This window comes from Luteimonas aestuarii (assembly GCF_004357985.1).
GTDB lineage: Bacteria > Pseudomonadota > Gammaproteobacteria > Xanthomonadales > Xanthomonadaceae > Luteimonas > Luteimonas aestuarii.
Window position 1 is genome coordinate 147,905 of the sequence record NZ_SMTF01000004.1, and the last position, 20,356, is coordinate 168,260.

18 protein-coding genes and 1 pseudogene are annotated in these 20,356 nt (G+C 67.7%); 7 read left to right on the plus strand and 12 right to left on the minus strand.

All coding sequences use genetic code 11. The annotated features are described in order from the left end of the window. Positions 1-274: 274 nt before the first annotated feature. A complete protein-coding gene (locus E2F46_RS07765; protein WP_133321506.1) occupies positions 275-514 on the minus strand; it encodes a hypothetical protein in 240 nt (79 codons plus the stop codon). Between the two features lie 124 nt (positions 515-638). Here E2F46_RS07765 and E2F46_RS07770 point away from each other — a divergent pair, with 124 nt between their 5' ends. The 3 genes from E2F46_RS07770 to E2F46_RS07780 all read left to right on the plus strand — a co-directional run bounded on the left by E2F46_RS07770 (position 639) and on the right by E2F46_RS07780 (position 2,510). Then, on the plus strand, positions 639-1,145 hold the full coding sequence (locus E2F46_RS07770) for an alpha/beta hydrolase family protein (RefSeq protein WP_133321507.1): 507 nt from the start codon (positions 639-641) through the stop codon (positions 1,143-1,145). A gap of 278 nt (positions 1,146-1,423) precedes the next feature. After that, positions 1,424-1,834: an SRPBCC domain-containing protein gene (locus E2F46_RS07775; RefSeq protein ID WP_133321508.1), complete on the plus strand. Its 411-nt coding sequence runs from the start codon at positions 1,424-1,426 to the stop codon at positions 1,832-1,834. 70 nt (positions 1,835-1,904) lie between these two features. Then, entirely contained in the window at positions 1,905-2,510 is a 606-nt protein-coding gene (locus E2F46_RS07780) for a YdeI/OmpD-associated family protein (protein WP_133321509.1), read from the plus strand. 58 nt (positions 2,511-2,568) lie between these two features. Here E2F46_RS07780 and E2F46_RS07785 read toward each other — a convergent pair whose 3' ends face one another. The 5 genes from E2F46_RS07785 to E2F46_RS07805 all read right to left on the minus strand — a co-directional run bounded on the left by E2F46_RS07785 (position 2,569) and on the right by E2F46_RS07805 (position 8,807). Beyond that, positions 2,569-3,321 carry a glutaredoxin family protein gene (locus E2F46_RS07785; protein WP_133321510.1) on the minus strand — a complete coding sequence of 251 codons (753 nt, stop codon included), beginning with the start codon at positions 3,319-3,321 and terminating at the stop codon, positions 2,569-2,571. A 130-nt stretch (positions 3,322-3,451) separates the two neighbouring features. Beyond that, the gene (locus tag E2F46_RS07790; RefSeq protein ID WP_133321601.1) at positions 3,452-4,468 is read right to left on the minus strand and encodes a copper resistance protein B; all 1,017 of its coding nucleotides are present in this window, start codon (positions 4,466-4,468) and stop codon (positions 3,452-3,454) included. 296 nt (positions 4,469-4,764) lie between these two features. Continuing rightward, a complete protein-coding gene (locus E2F46_RS07795) occupies positions 4,765-6,594 on the minus strand; it encodes a copper resistance system multicopper oxidase (protein ID WP_133321511.1) in 1,830 nt (609 codons plus the stop codon). Between the two features lie 106 nt (positions 6,595-6,700). Continuing rightward, complete coding sequence (locus tag E2F46_RS07800; RefSeq protein WP_133321512.1) at positions 6,701-7,111, minus strand: CopL family metal-binding regulatory protein; 411 nt, start codon at positions 7,109-7,111, stop codon at positions 6,701-6,703. A gap of 133 nt (positions 7,112-7,244) precedes the next feature. Further along, a complete protein-coding gene (locus E2F46_RS07805) occupies positions 7,245-8,807 on the minus strand; it encodes a M20/M25/M40 family metallo-hydrolase (protein ID WP_133321513.1) in 1,563 nt (520 codons plus the stop codon). A 289-nt stretch (positions 8,808-9,096) separates the two neighbouring features. Between E2F46_RS07805 and E2F46_RS07810 the strand changes: the two genes are divergently transcribed. Beyond that, positions 9,097-9,966, plus strand: a complete 870-nt coding sequence (locus E2F46_RS07810; RefSeq protein WP_133321514.1) for a leucine-rich repeat domain-containing protein — start codon at positions 9,097-9,099, stop codon at positions 9,964-9,966. A 61-nt stretch (positions 9,967-10,027) separates the two neighbouring features. Here the strand turns inward: E2F46_RS07810 and E2F46_RS17825 are convergent. From E2F46_RS17825 to hutU, 5 genes and pseudogenes are all read right to left on the minus strand, one after another. Then, a pseudogene (locus E2F46_RS17825) lies at positions 10,028-11,198 on the minus strand (AAA family ATPase). Between the two features lie 174 nt (positions 11,199-11,372). After that, positions 11,373-12,092 carry a hypothetical protein gene (locus E2F46_RS07820; RefSeq protein WP_133321515.1) on the minus strand — a complete coding sequence of 240 codons (720 nt, stop codon included), beginning with the start codon at positions 12,090-12,092 and terminating at the stop codon, positions 11,373-11,375. Between the two features lie 152 nt (positions 12,093-12,244). After that, the gene (locus E2F46_RS07825; RefSeq protein ID WP_133321516.1) at positions 12,245-12,535 is read right to left on the minus strand and encodes a type II toxin-antitoxin system RelE family toxin; all 291 of its coding nucleotides are present in this window, start codon (positions 12,533-12,535) and stop codon (positions 12,245-12,247) included. After that, positions 12,525-12,770, minus strand: a complete 246-nt coding sequence (locus E2F46_RS07830; RefSeq protein ID WP_133321517.1) for a type II toxin-antitoxin system prevent-host-death family antitoxin — start codon at positions 12,768-12,770, stop codon at positions 12,525-12,527. The genes E2F46_RS07825 and E2F46_RS07830 overlap by 11 nt, the downstream gene beginning before the upstream one ends. An 89-nt stretch (positions 12,771-12,859) precedes the next feature. Next, positions 12,860-14,527, minus strand: a complete 1,668-nt coding sequence (hutU, locus tag E2F46_RS07835) for a urocanate hydratase (RefSeq protein ID WP_133321518.1) — start codon at positions 14,525-14,527, stop codon at positions 12,860-12,862. Between the two features lie 196 nt (positions 14,528-14,723). Here hutU and E2F46_RS07840 point away from each other — a divergent pair, with 196 nt between their 5' ends. Beyond that, positions 14,724-15,830 (plus strand): efflux RND transporter periplasmic adaptor subunit, encoded by a 1,107-nt coding sequence (locus E2F46_RS07840; RefSeq protein ID WP_165967396.1) that lies wholly within the window; start codon positions 14,724-14,726, stop codon positions 15,828-15,830. Further along, on the plus strand, positions 15,830-18,976 hold the full coding sequence (locus tag E2F46_RS07845) for an efflux RND transporter permease subunit (RefSeq protein ID WP_133321520.1): 3,147 nt from the start codon (positions 15,830-15,832) through the stop codon (positions 18,974-18,976). The genes E2F46_RS07840 and E2F46_RS07845 overlap by 1 nt, the downstream gene beginning before the upstream one ends. Before the next feature lie 102 nt (positions 18,977-19,078). Here E2F46_RS07845 and E2F46_RS07850 read toward each other — a convergent pair whose 3' ends face one another. Continuing rightward, positions 19,079-19,390 carry a hypothetical protein gene (locus E2F46_RS07850; RefSeq protein WP_133321521.1) on the minus strand — a complete coding sequence of 104 codons (312 nt, stop codon included), beginning with the start codon at positions 19,388-19,390 and terminating at the stop codon, positions 19,079-19,081. Positions 19,391-19,538: 148 nt separating this feature from the next. Between E2F46_RS07850 and E2F46_RS07855 the strand changes: the two genes are divergently transcribed. Then, positions 19,539-20,318: a ThuA domain-containing protein gene (locus E2F46_RS07855; protein ID WP_133321522.1), complete on the plus strand. Its 780-nt coding sequence runs from the start codon at positions 19,539-19,541 to the stop codon at positions 20,316-20,318. The last annotated feature ends 38 nt before the right edge of the window (positions 20,319-20,356 follow it).

Sequence of the window (20,356 nt, forward strand, 5' to 3'; positions counted from 1 at the left end):
ACTTTCCGGATTCGACAAACCGGAAGATGGCGATGAGGCGCTTGCGTGCCGCTTGGCCTCCGGTTGCCACACCCGCGGATGGCCAGCGCCAGCGCCGCCTCGAAGCGCTTCCCGCCTGCGTGGGAACCGCGATCACAAGCCGGCCACCATCATCCCGGCGAACGACGGGACCCACCCTCGTTACCGCCCGGTGCGCAGCGTCCATGGATCCCCGCCCGCGTGGGGATGGCGCCTGAGGCATCGGGCATCACGGACCAGGTGAACCGCTCGGTCCTCAGACCACGCCAGGCCTGCGATACAGCGCCGCATTGATACACGCGAATACGCTCACCACGAACCAGCCGAACGGGAACAGCGACAGCGTCAGCAGCCAGGTCACCGCACCGGCGATGCACGCGGCCACGAACCACAACACGGCCGACAGCACCCGACCCTGCACCAGCTGGCCCAACCCGGGGATGAAGAAACTGCAGATGGCCGCGATCACGTTGCCCGCCGAACCTTGTCCACTCATGTGCGTGGTTCCCGCATATCCAGTCGTGTCTCCATCATCGCGCCAAGCATGAATGCGCGACGTGAAAGCATCCCTTGAACCATGGCCCGGGCCGGTGACGGTGCCGACGATGCCACGCGCCCCGATGAACGCCCGCACCCGCCCGCCGGCCCTGGCCGTCCTGTTCCATGGCCACGGCGACGACAGCACCACCTTCGCCGAGGCCGTGCAATTGCATCCCGACTGGCCACAGGCCATCGTCGCCTACCCGCGTGGCGAACCGACGCCCTCCTCCGGAATGCGCGGTTGGCAAGGGCATGGCGGCGAACCCGACGACCGCGACCTCAAGCTGGTCGATCGCCTGCTCGAAGACCTGCAGGATCGCTACGGCGTGCAGCCAGGACGCACGTCTGCCGCCGGTTTCTCCGATGGTGGCCGGTTCCAGTTCGTGCTGATGGACGCGCGGCCCGATGCATTCGCGGCATTCGCGGTGATCGGCACCGTGCGGCCGGATTTCGCCAGCGACTCGCCGCCTCGCCCGGTGCTGTATCTCGATGGCCGCGGCGAAAACCCCGCCGATCGCGGGCATTGGGCGAACCCCGTGCAGGCACTGGTCCGCCACAACCGCACGCAAGGTCCGCTTGCCGACTAGCTGGACTGCTGCAAGCTGCAACCACCCGCGCCGGGAGGCGCGGCGTTCGCCTTCGGCCTGTACGACACCGGCCATGCCTGGCCGTACCGCGGCAACGCATGGCTCAAGGCGTTCTTCAGCCACGACTGGCACGGCACGGGCGATTGAACGACGCCTCGGCCCGTTGCGCCGCCCTGCATGCCGCGGGCAGCGGCATGTCGATCCGTCGCACTCCGGTTCGTCGCCACCCCGGCAGCGCGCGAACGCGCCGCCATGCCCAGATGCAACCGGAGCGCCCGATGAAGATCATCGTCGAAACCCTCGTCCAGACAGACCCCGCGCACGCCTGGCACGTCTACAACACGCCGGCGCACATCGTGCGCTGGAATGCCGCTTCCGACGACTGGCACTCGCCCACCAGCCGCGTGGACCTGCGCGAGGGCGGTACGTTCAGTACGCGCATGGAGGCGAAGGACGGCAGCATGGGCTTCGATTTCGAAGGCACCTACACCCGCGTGCTGCCGCACGAACTGGTCGAATACCGCATGCCGGACGGTCGCGAAGTGACGGTGCGTTTCGAACCGGAGGGCGATGCGGTCCGCGTGCGCGTGGCCTTCGATCCGGATCGCGACTATCCCGCCGAGTACCAGCAGGAAGGCTGGCAGGCGATCCTGGAACGGTTCGGTCGCCATGCGGAAGCCTGCGCATGACGTCGCCGGCGCTGGCGGCGGCCGGCATCGACGCGCATCATGCCGCCTGCCAACCACGGACGCTCCTGCCATGAGTACGCGTGATGCCCGCATCGATGCCTACATCGCCAAGGCCGCCCCGTTCGCGCGGCCCATCCTGGAACACCTGCGCGCGGTGGTGCATGAAGCCTGCCCTGGCGCGGAAGAAACGTTGAAATGGAGCGCCCCGCATTTCACGCACGGCGGAAAGATCCTCGCCGGCATGGCCGCGTTCAAGCAGCACGTCGCCTTCGCCGTGCCGATGCTGGATGCCAGCGACGGCGACGCCGGCAAACGCGGCGAAGCCATGGGCCACTACGGCCGTATCACCGCACTGCCCGACCTGCCCGCCAGGCGCACCCTGGTCGCGCAACTGCGCAAGGCGGCGAAGGCCATCGACGGCGGCGCCACCCTGCCGCGCAGCAAGCGCGCCGCGCCGAAGCCGGCGTTGCCGGCACCGGAAGACTTCACCCGTGCCCTGGCGGAGGATGCCGCCGCCAAACGCCACTTCGCGGCGTTCCCGCCGGGCAAGCAGCGCGACTACGTGGAATGGATCGTCGAAGCCAAACAACCCGCCACGCGCGAACGGCGCATCACGCAAGCGGTGGAATGGATCGCCGAAGGCAAGGCGCGGAACTGGAAGTACGAGAAGTGCTGATGGTGCCGATACGATCGGCACGGCCCGACGCCATCCACCGCCCTGCCCGGGATGCCGCTCAGGCGATGTGGAACCACAGCATCCACGCCGCCATGCCGACCATCATCAGGTTTTCGGACAAGGATACGAACCCGAGCGGTACCCGGCTGCCGCCGCCGACGCACGCGCACTTGATGTCGCGCTTGTCCACGTAAACGGCCTTGAACACCGAGACCGCGCCCACGCCACCAATGAACAACGCCAGCGGCGCCGAGAGCCACGCCAGCGCACCGGCCAGCATCAGTACGCCGGCCAGCCCTTCGGCGAACGGATAGACATACGAATAGGGCACCCAGCGCCGTGCCAGCAGGTCGTAGCCGAGGAACATCGTCGAGAACGCATGCAGGTCCTGCAGCTTCAGCAGCGCCAGCACGCACATGCTCAGCGCGATGAACCATGCAACGGCCTGTCCGGTGAACGGCGTGCCGTGCACGACATGGCTCATCGCCAGCGCCATCAGCGCCGTCATCGCGAACAGCGCGATGACCGGCTGGTAGCTGGTCGCCTTGGGGTCGCGCAGCGGCAGCCCCAGATGCCGTCGCAAGTCCTCATACCCACCAACGCGCTCGCCATCGATGAAGACCTGCGGCGTGGTGCTGACGCCATGCTCGGCCTTGAACGCCTGGTTCCGCGCACTGTCGGCGAGATGGCGATCATCCACCTCGAAGCCTTCGCGCCGCAGCAGATCCACGACTTTCAGGCCCCACGGGCAGAGGTGCTCGCTGGTGACGAGCCGGTACACCGTCGCGCGTTTCCTGGCTTCTGCATTCATCGTAGCTCCCGTTGTGCCACGGACATCCAGCACCTTACGCAGTGCCCGGTGCCAACCCTGTCGAATGCGTCACCCCGCCCGCAGCCGTCCGACGAACGGCGTCCCGGACCGCCATTGATGATCGCGCGCATCAGAACCACAGCCGCACACCGGCCACCACTCGCGTGTCGCGTGCGTGTCCGCCCGCGGCACGCAGGTAGTCGGCGGTGTTGCCATAGGCGCGTTCGTGCACCACGCCGATGTACGGCGCGAAGCGCCGGCTGATCTCGTAGCGCAGGCGCAGGCCGGCCTCGATGCCGCCAAGCCCGGAACCGATGCCTTCCATCGGTTCGTCCTTCAGCGCGACCGAGGCTTCGAACACGGGCTGGAGGATCAGGCGGTTGGTGAAACGCATGTCGTATTCCGCCTCGACCTTGACCTGCACCTGTCCACCGCTACCGGCATAGGCCGTCGCCGACACCTCGAACATGTACGGTGCCAGGCCCTGCACGCCGAGTGCCGCCCAGGTGCGCGAACGCGGGCGCAGCTCCTGCCGCACGCCTGCCACCACGTCCCACCATGGCAGCACGCTGCGGCCGTACAGCGCCTCGACATCGAACGTACCGGTGCGCCCACCCTCGCGCTCGCCACCGCTGCGCAGCCACAGGCGGTCGAGGTCGGTACCGATCCACGCAATCGCCTCCCAACCCTGGCCACTGCCGTCATCGGCGTCCCAGGCTTCGAGGCGATCGAACAGGACCATGTAGTTGACGGGCGAGGCATGTTCCATCGAGTGGTGGTGCAGCGCCGGGAAGGCTGCCGCGATATCCGCCTCGGTGGGCACCGGGATCGGCGTGCGCGGCTCACGTGGCGCTTCCATGCGGCAATGCCCCATCGCGGCGTGCTCCGGCGTGCAGCCGGAGGACACCGGGCCATGTTGCCCCTGCGTTTGCACCGGCGCATCGGGCAAGGTGCAGTGGCCCATCGCCGCGTGCTCTGGCGTGCAGGGAAATGCATCCGGTTCCGCATGCCACTCATGCAACGGATTTTCGGCTTCCGACAACTGGCAATGTCCCATTGCCGCGTGTTCGGGCGTGCAGCGGGACGATGCCGGTTCGTGTTGCCCATGCGCCTGCACCGACGCGTCGGGCAACGTGCAGTGCCCCATCGCCGCATGCTCCGGCGTGCAACCAGTCGCGCCCGGTTGTTGATGCTGGCCGTGCGACGCCTTCGGTGCTTCCGGCAACGTGCAGTGTCCCATCGCCGCGTGTTCCGGCGTGCAACCGGACGAAGCTGGTTGGTGTTGCCCATGCCTCTGCACCGGCGCATCGGGCAACGCGCAATGCCCCATCGCTGCATGCTCGGCAGTGCAGGCAGGCGCCGCCGGGGGCGACTGTGCTTGCGAGTCCGCTGCCGGCGCCATGCCGATCGCGATGACGAAGACCAGGCCGGGGATGAGGTGCTTCATGCTTCCACCCTCACTTCGCGCATCATGCCCGCTTCCATGTGGTACAGCAGGTGGCAATGGAACGCCCAGCGGCCGAGGGCGTCGGCGCGCACGCGGAAACTGCGCTTGCTGCCCGGCGGCATGTCCACGGTGTGCTTGCGCACCCTGAAATTGCCATCGGCATCCTCCACGTCGCTCCACATGCCGTGCAGGTGGATCGGGTGCGCCATCATGGTGTCGTTGACCAGCACGATGCGCATCCGCTCGCCGTAGTTCAGCCGCAACGGTTCGGCGCCCGCGAAGGGGATGCCGTCGAACGACCACGCGAACTTCTCCATGTGCCCGGTGAGGTGCAGTTCGACGTCGCGGCCGGGGTCGCGGCCGTCCTCGTCCCCGGCCACGCTGTGCAGGTCGGCATAGGTCAACACGCGGCGGCCGTTGTCGCGCAGCCCGATGCCCGGATCGTCCAGCCGGTGCGTGGGCGTCATGGTCTGCATGTCCACCAGCGGATTGCGCGTTTCGCTGGCCGGATGCGCCTGCATGCCCGCGCCGTGCGCGCCATGGCCCGCAGGCATGTCGTGGCCTGCGTGCGCGTCGTGCGCACCATGGCCGGCATGCGCATCGTTTCCGCCGTGCACGGCTGGGGCACCGTGCGCACCATGCGCGCCGTGGCCGCCGTGGCCGCCATGGCCGCCATGGCCCATGTCGTCCATGGTCAGCAGCGGGCGCGGGTCGTTCGCCGGTACCGGCGCTTCCAGCCCCGCGCGCACGGCCAGCGTGCCGCGCGCGTGGCCGGTGCGGCCCATGTCCTGCGCGTAGATGGTGTAGGCGTCCTGTCCGGACGGCTCGACGATCACGTCGAAGGTCTCGGCCACCGCGATGCGGAACTCGTCCACGCTGACCGGGTGCACCGGCAGGCCGTCGGCCGCCACCACGGTCATCTTCAGGCCCGGGATGCGCACGTCGAAGTAGCTCATCGCCGAGCCGTTGATGAAACGCAGCAGCACCTTCTCGCCGCTGCGGAACAGGCCGGTCCAGTTGCCCGCGGGCGTGGTGCCGTTCATCAGGTAGGTGTAGGTATGCGCGTTGACGTCGGACAGGTCGGTCGGCGTCATCCGCATCCGGCCCCAGGCCTTGCGGTCGGCCACGGTGGCGCGCCAGCCATCGCGGCGCACGTCGCGGAAGAAATCGCCGACGGTCGGCTTGTAGTAGTTGTCGTACTCGGCGTACTGCTTGAGCCGGCGGAACAACCGGCCGGGGTCGAGGTCGGTCCAGTCGGACAGCAGCACCACGTGTTCGCGGTCCCAGCTGTACGGCAGCGGTTCGACGGGATCGACGATCAGCGCGCCGTACAGCCCGGCCTGTTCCTGGAACAGCGAATGGCTGTGGTACCAGTACGTGCCGGACTGCCCCAGCGTGAAACGGTACTGGAAGGTTTCGCCGGGATGGATGCCGTTGAAGCTCAGTCCCGGCACGCCGTCCATGTTGGCCGGCAGGATGATGCCGTGCCAGTGCAGCGACGTCATCGCATCGGGCAGCCGGTTGGCCACGCGCAGGGTGACGGTGTCGCCCTGGCGCCAGCGCAGGATGGGTGCGGGCAGGCTGCCGTTGATGGTCATCGCCGGCCGCGTACGCCCGGTGAAGTTGACCGGCGAGGTGCCGATGGACAGCTCGAACTCGGTGCCGCGGAGCACGTTCGGTCCGGTGCGCGCGTCACTGTCGGCGGCGAAGGCCGGCAGGCGCAGGCCGGCGGTGCCGAGCGCCAGCCCGCCCAGGGCCAGGCCCTGGACGAAGCGGCGCCGCGACAGCTGCCCGTCGCGCGCCCCGCGGAAGGGGTGGTGTTGCATGGTGGACTCCTGATGCCGGCACGCGGCGCGGCAATCGCAATCTGGAATGACGGCACGCGCGGACATCGCGCGTGCAGGGGCTAAGGCCGCCGTGGCGGCCAGCGTGTCAGCCGGCGATCGGAGGTCGCAACAGGGGGTGCCGCATCGGCGCGGCCTGCCCGGCCGGCGCGGGCATCGGCACGGCGGCAGCGTGCGGCGCAGTGGCCACGGCGGGCATCGCCGTGATCATGGCCTGGCAATGCTGCAGGCAGACATCGATGCATTGCTGCAGGCAGTCGGTGTCCACGCCAGCGGGCGACGCGGGCGCGGCATGCGAGGGACTTGCCTGCGTCGCCGCGGCCTGCATCGCCGCATGCGGACAGTCAACGCCCATGTCGTGGCCTTCAGGCTGCGCTGCCTCGGCCATGGCCCCGGCGTCCAGGGCCATCATCGCCACGTGCGCGGACGCGACCGCCGACGCCATGCCGTTGAACAGCAGGGTCGCGCAGAGCAGCAGGCGCAGGACGAGGGATTTCACGCGGATGGGCCGGAACAACCTTCAAGCGAAGGCCAGATGATAGCCGAGGCAGCGGCTGCGAGGCATCACCTCGCATAGGGCGGGTTCAACCCGCCTTCCGCAAGGCGCGCGACACCACGCTCAACACATTGCATCAGAACCCGTCGGCCAGCGCGTGCAGGATGTCGACGTAGGACTTCTCGATGTCGGCCAGCCCCGCCGCGCCCACGCCTTCGGCGGGGTGGATCAGCATGTACTCGTCCGGGGCGTGCGCGCCGGAGCCGTGGCCCAGGCCGCCGAACACGAACGGCAGGCCCAGCGTGCGCGTGAACTGGTAGAACGGCGCGCTGCCGGCCAGCCAGGGCGACACGCGCGTCTGCACGCCGTACTTGTTGAACACGCCCAGGAGCGCCTGCACCAGCGGTGCTTCGACCGACGTGGATGCTGCCGGGTAGCCGGACATCGGCCGGATCTCGATTTCGTTGAAGCCGTTCGCGTCCAGATGGCTGCGGATCATGCGGTAGGCGTCGTCCGGCTCCAGCCCCGGCGGCAGGCGCGAATCGACCTTCGCCGTCGCCATGTGCGGCAGGATGGTCTTCACGCCCTCGCCGGTATAGCCGCTCCACAGCCCGTCCACGTTGAACGTGGGATCGAACAGGTTGCGCACGATCGCCTCGCGGCCTTCCATGCCGCCGATCCAGCGCGACACGGCGAACGCACGCTGCATGGCGGCATCGTCGGCGTCGCGCGCCAGCGCATTCACCAGCCGCTGCTGCTCGGCGGTGGGCGCGGTGACCGCATCGTAGTAACCGGGGATCACGATGGTATTGCCGTCCGGCGTGGTCATCGACGCGATGGCCTGCACCAGCCGCAGCGTCGGCGAATCCACCAGCGCCTTCAGCGAGCCGTGGACCTCCGCTTTCGACGGGCCGCCCCACTCGCCGCCCTTCGCTTCCATCTCGAAATACACGATGCCCTTCACGCCCAGGTTGAGCGACGCCTTGCCGTCCGGCGTCTGGATGTTCATCGGGAAGAACGCGCCGTCGGCCTGGCGCAGGCGCTCGCGCCAGGGCGCGATCACGTCGCCGAAATTGGGCGAGCCGAGCTCTTCCTCGCCCTCGGCCACCACGTACAGGTTGACCGGCAGCGTGCCGGTGGTGGCGATCATCGCGTCCAGCGCATTGAGGAAGGCGCGCTGCGGCCCCTTCTGGTTGGTCGCGCCGCGCGCCATCAGCACCGTGCCCAGTTCGTGCTCGACCAGCTCGCCCGCGAACGGATCGTCGATGCGCCAGTTGGGCTCGATCGGCTGCACGTCGTACATCATGTACACCACCAGCGTGCGCTCCGCCCCGGCGTCGTACCAGCCCAGCACGCCCGGATGCCCCGGCGTGTCCACCACCTCCACCTCGGCGAAACCCAGCGCACGCAGGTCGTCGGCCAACAGGCCGGCCATATCGCGGATGCCGTCGTCCTGGGCGCTGATCGAGCGCTGCCGCACCCAGCGCTGCAGGTGCGCGACATGCGCGTCCAGGTCGGCATCGATGCGCGCGTAGACCGCCTCGTGCGTGCCGGCGTATGCGGGAATGGCGGCCGCGTCGTAAACCTCGTCGGTCGACCACGCATACGTGGGTCGCGGCGAGTCGGAAGCCCCGGCCGCATGCATGGACAGGACAAGCAACGATGCCAGCAGGCACGGCAACAGGCGCGAAACGGTCATCCCCGGTCTCCGGATCAGCAACAAGTGGGATGGACCATACAACAGCTATGGACGGACCGCTGCGCTATACAAACGGTCAGCTTAGAAAAATGAACCAGACCCCTTTTCCCCAGCTGCGAGGGGGATGACGGGCAAGGAGACGCGACAAGCGATGACACTACATGCCGGTCAACGACGGTGACATGATAGTGATGGTGCGACGCTGGCCATGGCAGCGATGTGCAATCACTATCACCAGAATGATCGATCAGTTGAAACTCCACCCAATGCCTTACCAGCCATAAAGACCGTGACCAGCGATCATTACGCGATCCGAGCACGCCAGGAAGACCTCGAGCTCGTGGTCACCGGCCCTTGGTCTGCCGCCGCAGAAAGAGCCTTATTGACGGGTGAAGCAGATAGATTGGTCTTGAACTACGCGTTGGGATTCAACGAACCAAGCCTGGACTTCTTGCGCAACTTGCCGATCCGACAGCTAGTCATTCTGGACCGCGGGGTCAAGGACCTTGAGCCAATCTATAGTTTGGCCCCAACGTTGCAGTTGCTGGAGTTGACTACCAACCCTTCTCTCACTCTTGATCTTTCGAGGCTGGAGTTATTAACCAGCCTCGGGGCGGACTGGGCGCAGGTGAAAGACTCCATCGCCGGCGCAAGACGCCTTCGGTACTTGTTCTTGCTTCGGTACGACCGCCCAGACATCTCACCGTTGTCGTCCCTCAGTCGCCTGGTCGGGATGACGATGAAGGACAAGCCGAGACTCCGCTCGCTGGACGGCCTGGCTGAACTGCATAACATCAAGGAGCTTTCGATTTTTTCCGCTGGACAACTTGACGATACTGGCGCCCTGAAGGATGTCGAGACTATTGAGAGCCTGGAGCTCCAGTCATGCGGTCGTCTGTCCAGCATCAGCGACATTTCCTGCTGCCTCGGATTGAAGAGCCTGAACTTCAGCGAGTGCGGGGAGATCGATTCGCTGAGTTCGATTCGCAACCTTGCACGGCTGGAAACCCTCTACCTCTTCGGAACAACCAACATCAAGGATGGCGATTTGACACCACTTCTGGAGCTTCCTCGCTTGCACGAGCTAAGAATGCAGGATCGTCGACATTACAATCCGAGAGTCAAGGATATCCAGGCGATCCTGCCGAGATTGACCTGACCGGGGACGTTGGCCATCAAGGGACTAGCCGTCCGAACCACAGGGCAGCGGAATCTGCAGCCTACCGCTCCGGCCAGTGCCATGCAGGCACGTCGAGCAGGCCCTGCCCCGCCACCCGGGTCTCGCTGAGCGATTTCTCCAGTGCGATCTCGTTGCACTCGGGCTGTTCGCGCAGCGCGGCGATCAGGCGCGAGGCGTGCGAGACCACCCAGACCTGGCAGCGGCGCGAGGCCGCAGCGATCAGCCGCGCCAGCGCGGGCAGCAGGTCGGGGTGCAGGCTGGTCTCGGGCTCGTTGAGCACCATCAGTTCCGGCGGGCGCGGGGTGTGCAGCGCGGCGATCCAGAGCAGGTAGCGCAGCGTGCCGTCCGACAGTTCGGCGGCGGACAGCGGGCGCAGCAGGCCATCCTGCAGGAAGCGCAGCTGGAACCGTGCGTCGTCCATCCCGATCTCCACGCTCGCGCCGGGGAAGGCATCGTCCACCGCCGCCGCGAGCGCCTCGGCGTCGCCGATCTCGCGGATGGTCTGCCAGGCCGCGGCCAGGTCGTGGCCATCGTGGCTGAGCACCGGCGTGCGGGTGCCCAGCTGCGGCAGCCGGGCCGGGGCCTGGTGGTCCGAGCGGAAATGGTCGTAGAAGCGCCAGCCGCGGATGCGTTCGCGCAACACCATGGCCTCGGGCGCGGCCTGCGGGTCCGCCAGCTGGTCGAACAGGCTGTCGAACGCGTTCAGATGCTCCGCGACCGCCCGCCACCCGCGGCCTTCGGCCGCCTTGGCCATGGGCCCGCGCCGCTCGACCAGCACGTTGCCGCTGCGCAGGAACGGCCCGCTCCAGATCACCTCGCGCTTGATCTCCGGGTCCAGGGAAAACGCGGATGCCGACGGGATCGGCAGGCCCAGGTCGATCGCGTAACCGAACTCGTCGCTGGCGAAGCCTAGCCGCAGCGCCACGGACTGCTGGCGCACCGTGCCCTGCACCGCCGCGTCGCCGCAGCGCATGGCACGCGTCAGGACTTCCGGGCCGGCCCACAGCGTCGAGCGCGACCCACCCTCGCGGGCAAGCGCGGGCAAGCGCGGGCACCACGCCACCACGCGCCGTCTCCGCAAGCAGCCGCAACGCCCGGTAGAGGTTCGACTTGCCGCTGCCGTTCGCACCGGTGACCAGGTTGAGCCGCGCCATCGGGACGACGACTTCGCGGAGGGAGCGGTAATGGCCTACGGCGAGGGTGGTGAGCATGCGGACCCTAAGGCTTTCCGTGTCACGCCACTGGCAACTTCAACTGGCGTATCGATCGTAGCGTACTGGACCGTCACGCCCCGCTTAAGCGACCAATAAAATGACCCTACACCTTCAGCGGCCCGACCCCGTTTGCCGAGAAAAATGAACCCGACTCCATATTTCCCTTTCTCATTAATCGATAGGCACGAATGAAAGATCCCTCTCCTCAGTGTTGCCGTTTGCATACGCGGATCTCAATCTCACGGACCCTGCCTTGAAAGGGGTGACAGTATGCTGCGTTAGTCCGGAGTTGAAGGAAATGCCGCTGCCAGACTCGACATAAGAGTTGTCACCAGCCATGTCTGAGCCTTCAAGCAATTGCCGATTAACCTCTTCACCTGTAGCGGGTGAGATTACCAATGCAATCTTCTTTCGAGGGAAAACCCTCATGTACAGCCTGTGTGGCTGATCAGATGCATTGGTAGCGTTGAGCGTGAATGGCTCTGATTGATACAAGCCGATTCGCACTTGGATTTCCGAATTGCAGCCTTGGCAGAAGTTTCGCTCGGTCTTGCTCACCGACCAAATCTTCTCGTGGTTGTCGTAACGAAAACAGACATCTCGACCGGGAGAGTCGTTGAAGCTGAAGCTGATGGTCTGAGTGATCACACCGTCAACCATGAATGCCGCACTGTGTTGCTCTGCTGACTTGAGGACAACTGCGGAGGCGAACGTACCTGGACGCAGAGCATCCAATTCGTGTCCATTGTTGAACGAGACGCCATGCATCTCCCCCACCTCACCGGGCGTTCCGCCGCTTATACAGGCCATAGCCTCATCTCCCATCAACGGTCTCGAGCCGTATGCCGAAAACGCGAGGAAGCTCATCAATGCCAGCGCGAGTGTTCTCATGGCGCCTAACTCTCGTATCAAGTCGTGCCGCGAAGCGGCATCGAATGAAATGGACCGTCATGCGGAAAATCACCAGAAAGCGACGCCCATTGGACAGAGGCAATCATCTCCCGATCCTTTCTACTCGCCGGCATACACTTGTAGGATAAAGACTACCGCTTCGCCCTTCCCTCCGCCGCCCGGTAAACGTCCGACTTGCTGCGCTTTCCCACCGCAATCACCGTGACCAGCACGATCTTGTCGTCGACCTGGTACACCAGCCGATAACCGGCCGCGCGCAGCTTGATCTTGTAGCAGTCCGGCAGGCCGTGCAGGCGTGCGGATGGGACATGCGGCCTGACAAGGCGCTCGCGCAGTTTCGCCTTGAACTGCTCGCGCAGCGGCGCGGCCAGCTTGCGCCATTCCTTCAGTGCCGATTCGACGAACGCGAGTTCATAGGTCATCGAGCGCCACCCTCACCCGGCGTTCCTTCGCACGGGCGCGGACCAATTCTGCAAGTTCCAGGTCTTCCAGCCGGTCCAGCAGCCGCTTGTACGCGGCGGCCGGCACCAGATAGGCCAAGGGCTTGTTGTGCACCAGCACGGCCACGGCCTCGTCGTCGGCGGCCTCGATCACCGCGCTGGGATTGCGCTTGAGCTCGGTGATGCTGACGCTAGCACTGGACAGGATCTGTTCCATCTTCGGCTCCATATTCGGAGCCAAATATGGCACCAACCTACCGCCACTTCAAGTCTGGCCATAAGCCGGGTCACTGAAACCGGGCCGACTCATCCCATCGGCAACTTCAACCCCTGCTCCTTCGCACACGCCTTCGCAATGTCGTACCCCGCATCCGCATGCCGCATCACGCCGGTGCCGGGGTCGTTCCACAGCACGCGGGCGATGCGCTTGTCGGCTTCCTCGGTGCCGTCGCAGACGATCACCACGCCGCTGTGCTGGCTGTAGCCCATGCCCACGCCGCCGCCGTGGTGCAGGCTGACCCAGGTCGCGCCGCCGGCGACGTTGAGCATGGCGTTGAGCAGCGGCCAGTCGCTCACGGCGTCGCTGCCGTCCTGCATGGCTTCGGTTTCGCGGTTGGGTGAGGCGACGCTGCCGCTGTCGAGGTGGTCGCGGCCGATCACCACCGGCGCCTTCAGTTCGCCGTTGCGCACCATCTCGTTGAACGCCAGGCCCAGCTTGTGGCGCAGGCCCAGCCCCACCCAGCAGATGCGCGCGGGCAATCCCTGGAAGCGGATGCGCTCGCGGGCCATGTCCAGCCAGTTGTGCAGGTGGGCATCGTCGGGGATCAGTTCCTTGACCTTGGCGTCGGTGCGGTAGATGTCTTCCGGGTCGCCGCTCAGCGCCACCCAGCGGAACGGGCCGATGCCGCGGCAGAACAGCGGACGCACATAGGCCGGCACGAAGCCGGGGAAGTCGAAGGCATTGGTGCAGCCTTCGTCCTGCGCCATCTGGCGGATGTTGTTGCCGTAATCGACCGTGGGGATGCCCTGCGCGTGGAAGGCCAGCATGGCTTCGACATGCACGCGCATGGAGTGCTTGGCCGCGTCGCGCACCTTTTCCGGGTGCTGCTTCTGTTCGGTGAGCCACTGCTCCACCGTCCAGCCGATCGGCAGGTAGCCGTGCACCGGGTCGTGCGCGCTGGTCTGGTCGGTCACGCAGTCGGGGCGCACGCCGCGTTCGACCAGTTGCGGCAGGATTTCCGCGGCATTGCCCAGCAGGGCGATGGACTTCGCCTCGCCGGCGCGAGTGTACGTCTCGATGCGGGCCAACGCGTCGTCGAGGTCGGTGGCCTGCTCGTCGACGTAGCGCGTCTTCAGCCGGAAATCGATGCTGCTCTGGCGGCATTCGATGTTCAGGCTGCAGGCGCCGGCCAGCGATGCGGCCAGCGGCTGCGCGCCGCCCATGCCGCCGAGCCCGGCGGTGAGGATCCACTTGCCCTTGAGGCTGCCGCCATAGTGCTGGCGGCCCATCTCCACGAAGGTCTCGTAGGTGCCCTGCACGATGCCCTGGCTGCCGATGTAGATCCAGCTGCCGGCGGTCATCTGGCCGTACATCATCAGGCCCTTGCGGTCGAGCTCGTTGAAGCGCTCCCAGGTGGCCCAGTGCGGCACCAGGTTGGAATTGGCGATCAGCACGCGCGGCGCATCCGGATGCGTGGGGAACACGCCCACCGGCTTGCCGGACTGCACCAGCAGGGTTTCGTCGTCGCCGAGGGTCCGCAGCGTCTCGAGGATGCGGTCGTAGCAGGCCCAGTCGCGCGCGGCGCGGCCGATGCCGCCGTAGACCACCAGCGACGTGGGGTCTTCCGCCACTTCAGCGTCCAGGTTGTTCTGCAGCATCCGGTACGGCGCTTCGGTCTGCCAGCTGCGGCAGTTCAGCGTGGCGCCGCGCGGGGCGCGGATGACGCGGGACGGGTCGTGGCGGGGGTCGGTCATGGCAACGCATCCTGGAATCGATGCCGCGAATTATCGCACCGGCCGCCAAGCGCCCCTGCCGCGCCCCACGCCTGCACGGGCGCGTGCCCTGCCGGATGGCAAAGTGACATCTGGCAGGTAGGCGCGGCCGCGGCCGAAAAGTAAACTGATGCGGTCAATAATCCCCGGCGCCCCGGCGCCCAGAGTGCGAGGCAGCATGCACGGCATCCGCCGCTCCATCGTCCCGCTGTTGGCCTGCGCGCTGCTGCTGGCCGCGTGCGGCCGCGACACCGACGACAGCGCCACCCCGCCCGACCCGCGCGCGGAAGTGGTGGCGCGTGCGCTGGGCGAGATCGCCGCGCCCGCCGGTGGCAGCGCCGCCGCCGACGTGCTGGCGCGCAACGACAGCGTGCTGACGTCGGAAGTGGCCGCGCGCGTGTCGCGCATCGGCTCCGATGCCGGTGCGCGCGTGCGCCGCGGCGACCTGCTGGTCGAACTGGACCCCACCGACTACCGGCTGTCGCTGTCGCAGGCCAGCGCACAGGCGTCCGCCGCGCAGGCGCGCGCCACGCAGGCGCAGGCGCGGCTGGTGCGCGCGCGCCAGCTCAACGCCGACAAGTACGTGTCCGACGACGAGCTGGCCGCACTGGAAGCCGAAACCGCCGGCGCGCAGGCCGAGGCCCGCGTGCGCCAGGCCGCGCGCGCCGTGGCCGAGCGCGAGCTGGCGAAGACCCGCATCGTCGCGCCGTTCGATGGCGTGGTACTGGAACGCATCGCGCAGGTGGGCGCCGCGGTGGCACCGGGCAGCCCGCTGCTGCGCATCGTGGATGCCGCGATGCCGGAAGTGGAAGTGCGCCTGCCGCCGCAGCAGGCCGCCACGCTGGAACAGCTGGGCGCGGCGATGCTGGAGATCGATGGCCGCACTTGGCCGGTGACCCTGCTGCGCATGGCCGATGCGGTGGATGCCACCTCGCGCACGCGCGTGGCGCGGCTGGCGTTCGGCGGCGATGCACCGCCGCCCGGCAGCAACGGCACGCTGCGCTGGCAACAGGCGGCGCGCTGGCGCGTGCCCGCCGACCTGCTGGTCAGTCGCGACGGAGGCCTGGGCATCTTCGTGGTCGAGGACGGGCGCGCGCGCCACGTGGTGCTGCCCGGCGCGCAACCCGGCCGTGGCGGCGAGACCGACCTGCCCGCCGATGCCCGCATCGTCACCGAAGGCCACCAGGCGCTGCAGGACGGCCAGGCCGTGCGCGTGCGCGGCGCGGCCACACCGGCGAACGACGCGGCCGCCGCAGCCGCCGCCGACCCGACGCAGGCCGAGTGATGCGCCTGCTGCGCGCGCTCATCGAGAACCATCCGCTGGCCAACATCACCTTCGCGGTGGTGATCGTGATGGGCCTGATGTCGTACCTCGCCATGCCGCGCGAGCAGGACCCGGAGATCAACTTCAACTGGGTGAACATCGGCACCGGCCTGCCGGGCGCGTCGGCGGCGGACATCGAATCGCGCGTGACCGATCCGCTGGAGGACGCGATCCGCAACGTGCAGGACGTGAAGTTCGTGGTCAGCACCTCGCGCGAGAGCAGCAGCAACATCCTGGTGCGCTTCCGCGAGATCGACGAGCGCACCTTCGACAAGCGCGTCAACGACCTGCGCCGCGAGATCCAGAACAAGGCCAACACCGAACTTCCGGTGGAAGCCACCGACCCCAACATCATGGAAATCACCACGTCGAACGGGTTCCCGACGGCGATGGTGGTGCTGCGTGGGCAGGCCGACGACGAAACCCTGCGCTCGGCCGCGCGCGTGGTGCGCGACGACCTGCGCCAGCTGGGTGGCGTGGACCAAGTGCTGACGATGGGCTTCCAGGACCCGGAACTGCTGGTCGAGTTCGACCCGCAGCAGCTGGCCGCGCGCAACCTCAACGCGGTGCAGCTGTCCGACGGCCTGCGCGGCTGGTTCCGCGACGTGTTCGCCGGCAAGGTGGAAACGCGCGGCGGCGAATGGCTGGTGCGCGTGGCCGGCGCCAGCCCCGACCCGGAACGCCTGGCCGGTTACACGCTGCGCGTGCCCGGCGCCGAAGACGCGCGCGTGCCGCTGGACACCGTGGCCACCGTGCGTCGCGGCCGCGAGGACCCGCGCACCCGCGCCGCGGTGGAAGGCCAGCCGGCGGTGATGCTGTCGGTGACCAAGATCGCGCGGGTCAACACCCTGGAGCTGGTGGACCGCATCAACGATTACGTGGCAAGCAAGAACCACGTGCTGGCCGAGCAGGGCCTGCGCCTGGAGCTGGCCGACGACCAGACCGTGGCCACGCGCGAGGCGCTGGGCGTGATGCAGTCGAACGCGCTGATCGGCCTGCTGCTGGTGATGGCGGTGTGCTGGCTGTTCCTCGGCACGAAGATCGCGCTGATGGTCAGCCTGGGCGTGGTGTTCTCGATCTCGGGCACGTTCTGGGTGCTGTCGGCCACCGGCTCGACGCTCAACGTGTCCGTGCTGCTGGGCGTGGTGATCGTGCTGGGCATGCTGGTGGACGACGCCGTGGTGGTGATGGAGGCGATGTACTACCGGATGCAGCGCGGCATGGAGGCGATCGAGGCGGCGATGGCGGCGCTGCGCGAAGTGGGCCTGCCGGTGCTGGCCGCGGTGAGCACCACGATGGCCGCGTTCCTGCCGCTGATGCTGCTGCCGGGCATCGTGGGCAAGTTCATGTTCGTCATCCCCTTCGTGGTGACCGTGGGCCTGCTGGTGAGCCTGGTCGAGGCGTACTGGATGCTGCCCGCGCACGTCGGCACGATGGGCGCGCGCGCGATCTCGAATTCGCGCAACCAGGTCATCCGCGAACGCTGGACGCACCGCGTGCGCGTGCGCTACACGCGGGCGCTGATCCACGTGATGCGTTACCCGCTGCGCTACCTGGGCATCGCCGCGGGGCTGTTCGTGGCGGCGATCCTGGCGGTGGCGCTGGGCGCGGTGAAGCTGCAGTTCTTCGCGTTCGACCCGATCCGCCTGTACTACGTCAACGTCGACATGCCGCCGGACGCGGGCATCGACGACACGCTGCGGCAGACATCGGCGGTGGAAGCGCGCGTGCGCGCCAACCTGCGCGAAGGCGAAGCGCGTGCGGTCACCTCGGTGGCCGGGCTGAAGTTCACCGAGGTCGAGCCGCTGTACGGCGACCAGTTCGGCCAGGTGGTGGTGGCGCTGAACCCCGCCAGCGACGACATCCGCGCCATCGACGAGATCATCGAGGACATGCGCGCCGACGTGGAAGGCACGCCGGGCCGCGCGACGGTGAGCTTCCTCACGCTCTCGGGCGGCCCGCCCACCGGCAAGCCGGTCAGCGTGAAGGTGCGCGCCGACGATCCCGCGGAACTGCGCGCGGCGGCCGACGCGGTGAAGGCCATCGTGACCCGCATCGCCGGCACCCGCGACGTGGTGGACGACGACGTGGCCGGGCGCGACGAGCTGTCGCTGGAGATCAACGTGGATGCCGCGCGCGGGGCCGGCCTGGACCCGGGCGCGGTGGCGCGGCTGATCCGCCTGCACATGGACGGCGAAGTGGTGGCCGACCTGCGCGACCGCGGCGAGAAGGTGGAACTGCGCGTGCGCGGCCCGCGCCGCGATGCCGACGCGGTGCGCGACATCCTGGCCGATCCCATCGCCCTGCCCGGCGGTGGCACCGCCCCGCTGGCGACCTTCGTCACCGCGACCGAAGGCAAGAGCCCTGGCATGATCCGCCACTGGAACCTGCGCCGCGCGATCACGGTGGAGGCGGAACTCGACCTGGACGCCAACAACACCGCCGCCGCGAACGCCGAGTTGCGTCGCGAGTGGGAAGCGATCCGCGCGCGCTTCCCCGATGCCGACCTCGACTTCTCCGGCCAGCTCGACGACATCCAGGAATCGCTGGATGCGATGGGCCCGCTGTTCCTGCTCGGGCTGGGGCTGATCTACCTGATCCTGGCGGCGCAATTCCGCAGCTACTTCCAGCCGATGCTGATCCTGGTGTCGGTGCCGCTGGCGTTCACCGGCGTGGTGCTGGGGCTGGTGATCTCGCGCAACCCGCTGTCGCTGTACACGCTGTACGGCGTGATCGCGCTGACCGGCATCGCGGTGAACGCGGCCATCGTATTGATCAGCGCCGCCAACGACCGTCGCGCGCTGGGCATGCGCACCCTGCACGCCACCATCTACGCCGCGCGGCGTCGCGTGATCGCGGTGCTGATGACGGCCGGCACCACCATCGCGGGACTGGCGTCGCTGGCGTTCGGCTTCGGCGGCAAGTCGCTGCTGTGGGGACCGGTGGCGGCGAGCATCGTCTGGGGCCTGGCATTCTCCAGCGTGCTGACCCTGTTCGTGGTGCCGGTGCTGTACCGCTTCTTCATGAAGCAGCCGCCGTGGTACCGCGGATTGGGCGGGCCGAGGCGGCGCGCGAAAGCGCTGCAGCCAACGCCGCGGGCGTCCTGAGGCGCAAGAGGAAACACTGGCCGGGACGATGCAGGCACCCGGCAGCCCAACAAAAACGCCCGGCTTTCGCCGGGCGTGTCGATTCACCGGATGCGCGCTGGATCAGTTGATCGACGGATCCAGCCGGCGCAGCGCGTCGCGGATGTCGACCGAGCCGGTGCGCTCGATGTCCTCGCGGGTGTACACCCGGCCGCTGGTGTTCACGCACTCGTCGTCGGCGCGCTTGTTGCGGTTGCGGGTGGCGACCACGCGCGAACCGGTTTCGCGGATGCAGAAGCGGTCGTCCGGCTTGCCGCGCTTGGCGGTGGCGCCGCCGGTCTCTTCCAGTTCCTCGTCCTGCGCCAGCGCGGTGGCAGGCACGGCGACGGTGAAGGCAAGGCCGGCGACCAGGGCAGCGATCAGGGGGAATTTCATGGCACACCTCTCGGGATTCAGTGGCAGGAAGCCACGCACCAAAATACGCCCATTCGACGCTGAATCAATGGCTTGGCGCATGCCAGTTCATGGCGCCGTCAGTGATGTCGCGATGCGGCCCGCCCGCCGTGGCGGCTAGGATGGCGGCATGTCTTCCATCCGCCGACTCGCCGCCATGCTGCTCGCCCTCCCGCTGATTGCTGGCTGCGCGATGCCTGCACCGACGCCCGCCAACGTCAACGTCAACGCCGAGCACGCGGAAACGCAGGCACCCCGCATCCTGGTGTTCACGCAGACGCTCGGGTTCCGCCACGATTCCATCCCGGTGGCCGTGGACACCCTGCGCACGCTGGCCGACGATGCCGGGTTCGCGGTGGTCCACGGCGAAGACCCGGCGCTGTTCGACGACGCCACGCTGCCGGGCTTCCGCGCGGTGGTGTTCGCCAACACCACCGGCAACCTGCTGGATGCGGCGCAGCGCGACGCGTTCGAACGCTATGTGCGCAACGGTGGCGGATTCATGGGCGTGCACTCGGCGTCCGACACCGGCCACGACTGGCCGTGGTACGGCGAACTGGTGGGCGCGTGGTTCGACAGCCATCCGCCGGGATTGCAGACCTCGCCCGTACGCTTCGAATCGCGGCCCGCACCGGAAGGCAGCGACGGCTGGCACGTCACCGACGAGCTCTACAACTTCAGGCGCAATCCGCGCCCGCACGTGGACGTGCTGGCGACCGTGGACGAACGCGCCTACGAAGGCGGCGCGATGGGCGATGACCATCCCATCGCGTGGTGCCATGCCCGCCTGGGCGGACGCGCCTGGTACACCGGGCTGGGCCACGACATCGCGGTCTATGCCGATCCGGTGCTCCGTGCGCACCTGCTGCAGGGAATCCGCTACACCACGGGCATGCGCGACCACTGCTGAGCGCGACGGGCGTCACAATCGCGCTTTATCATGGGCGC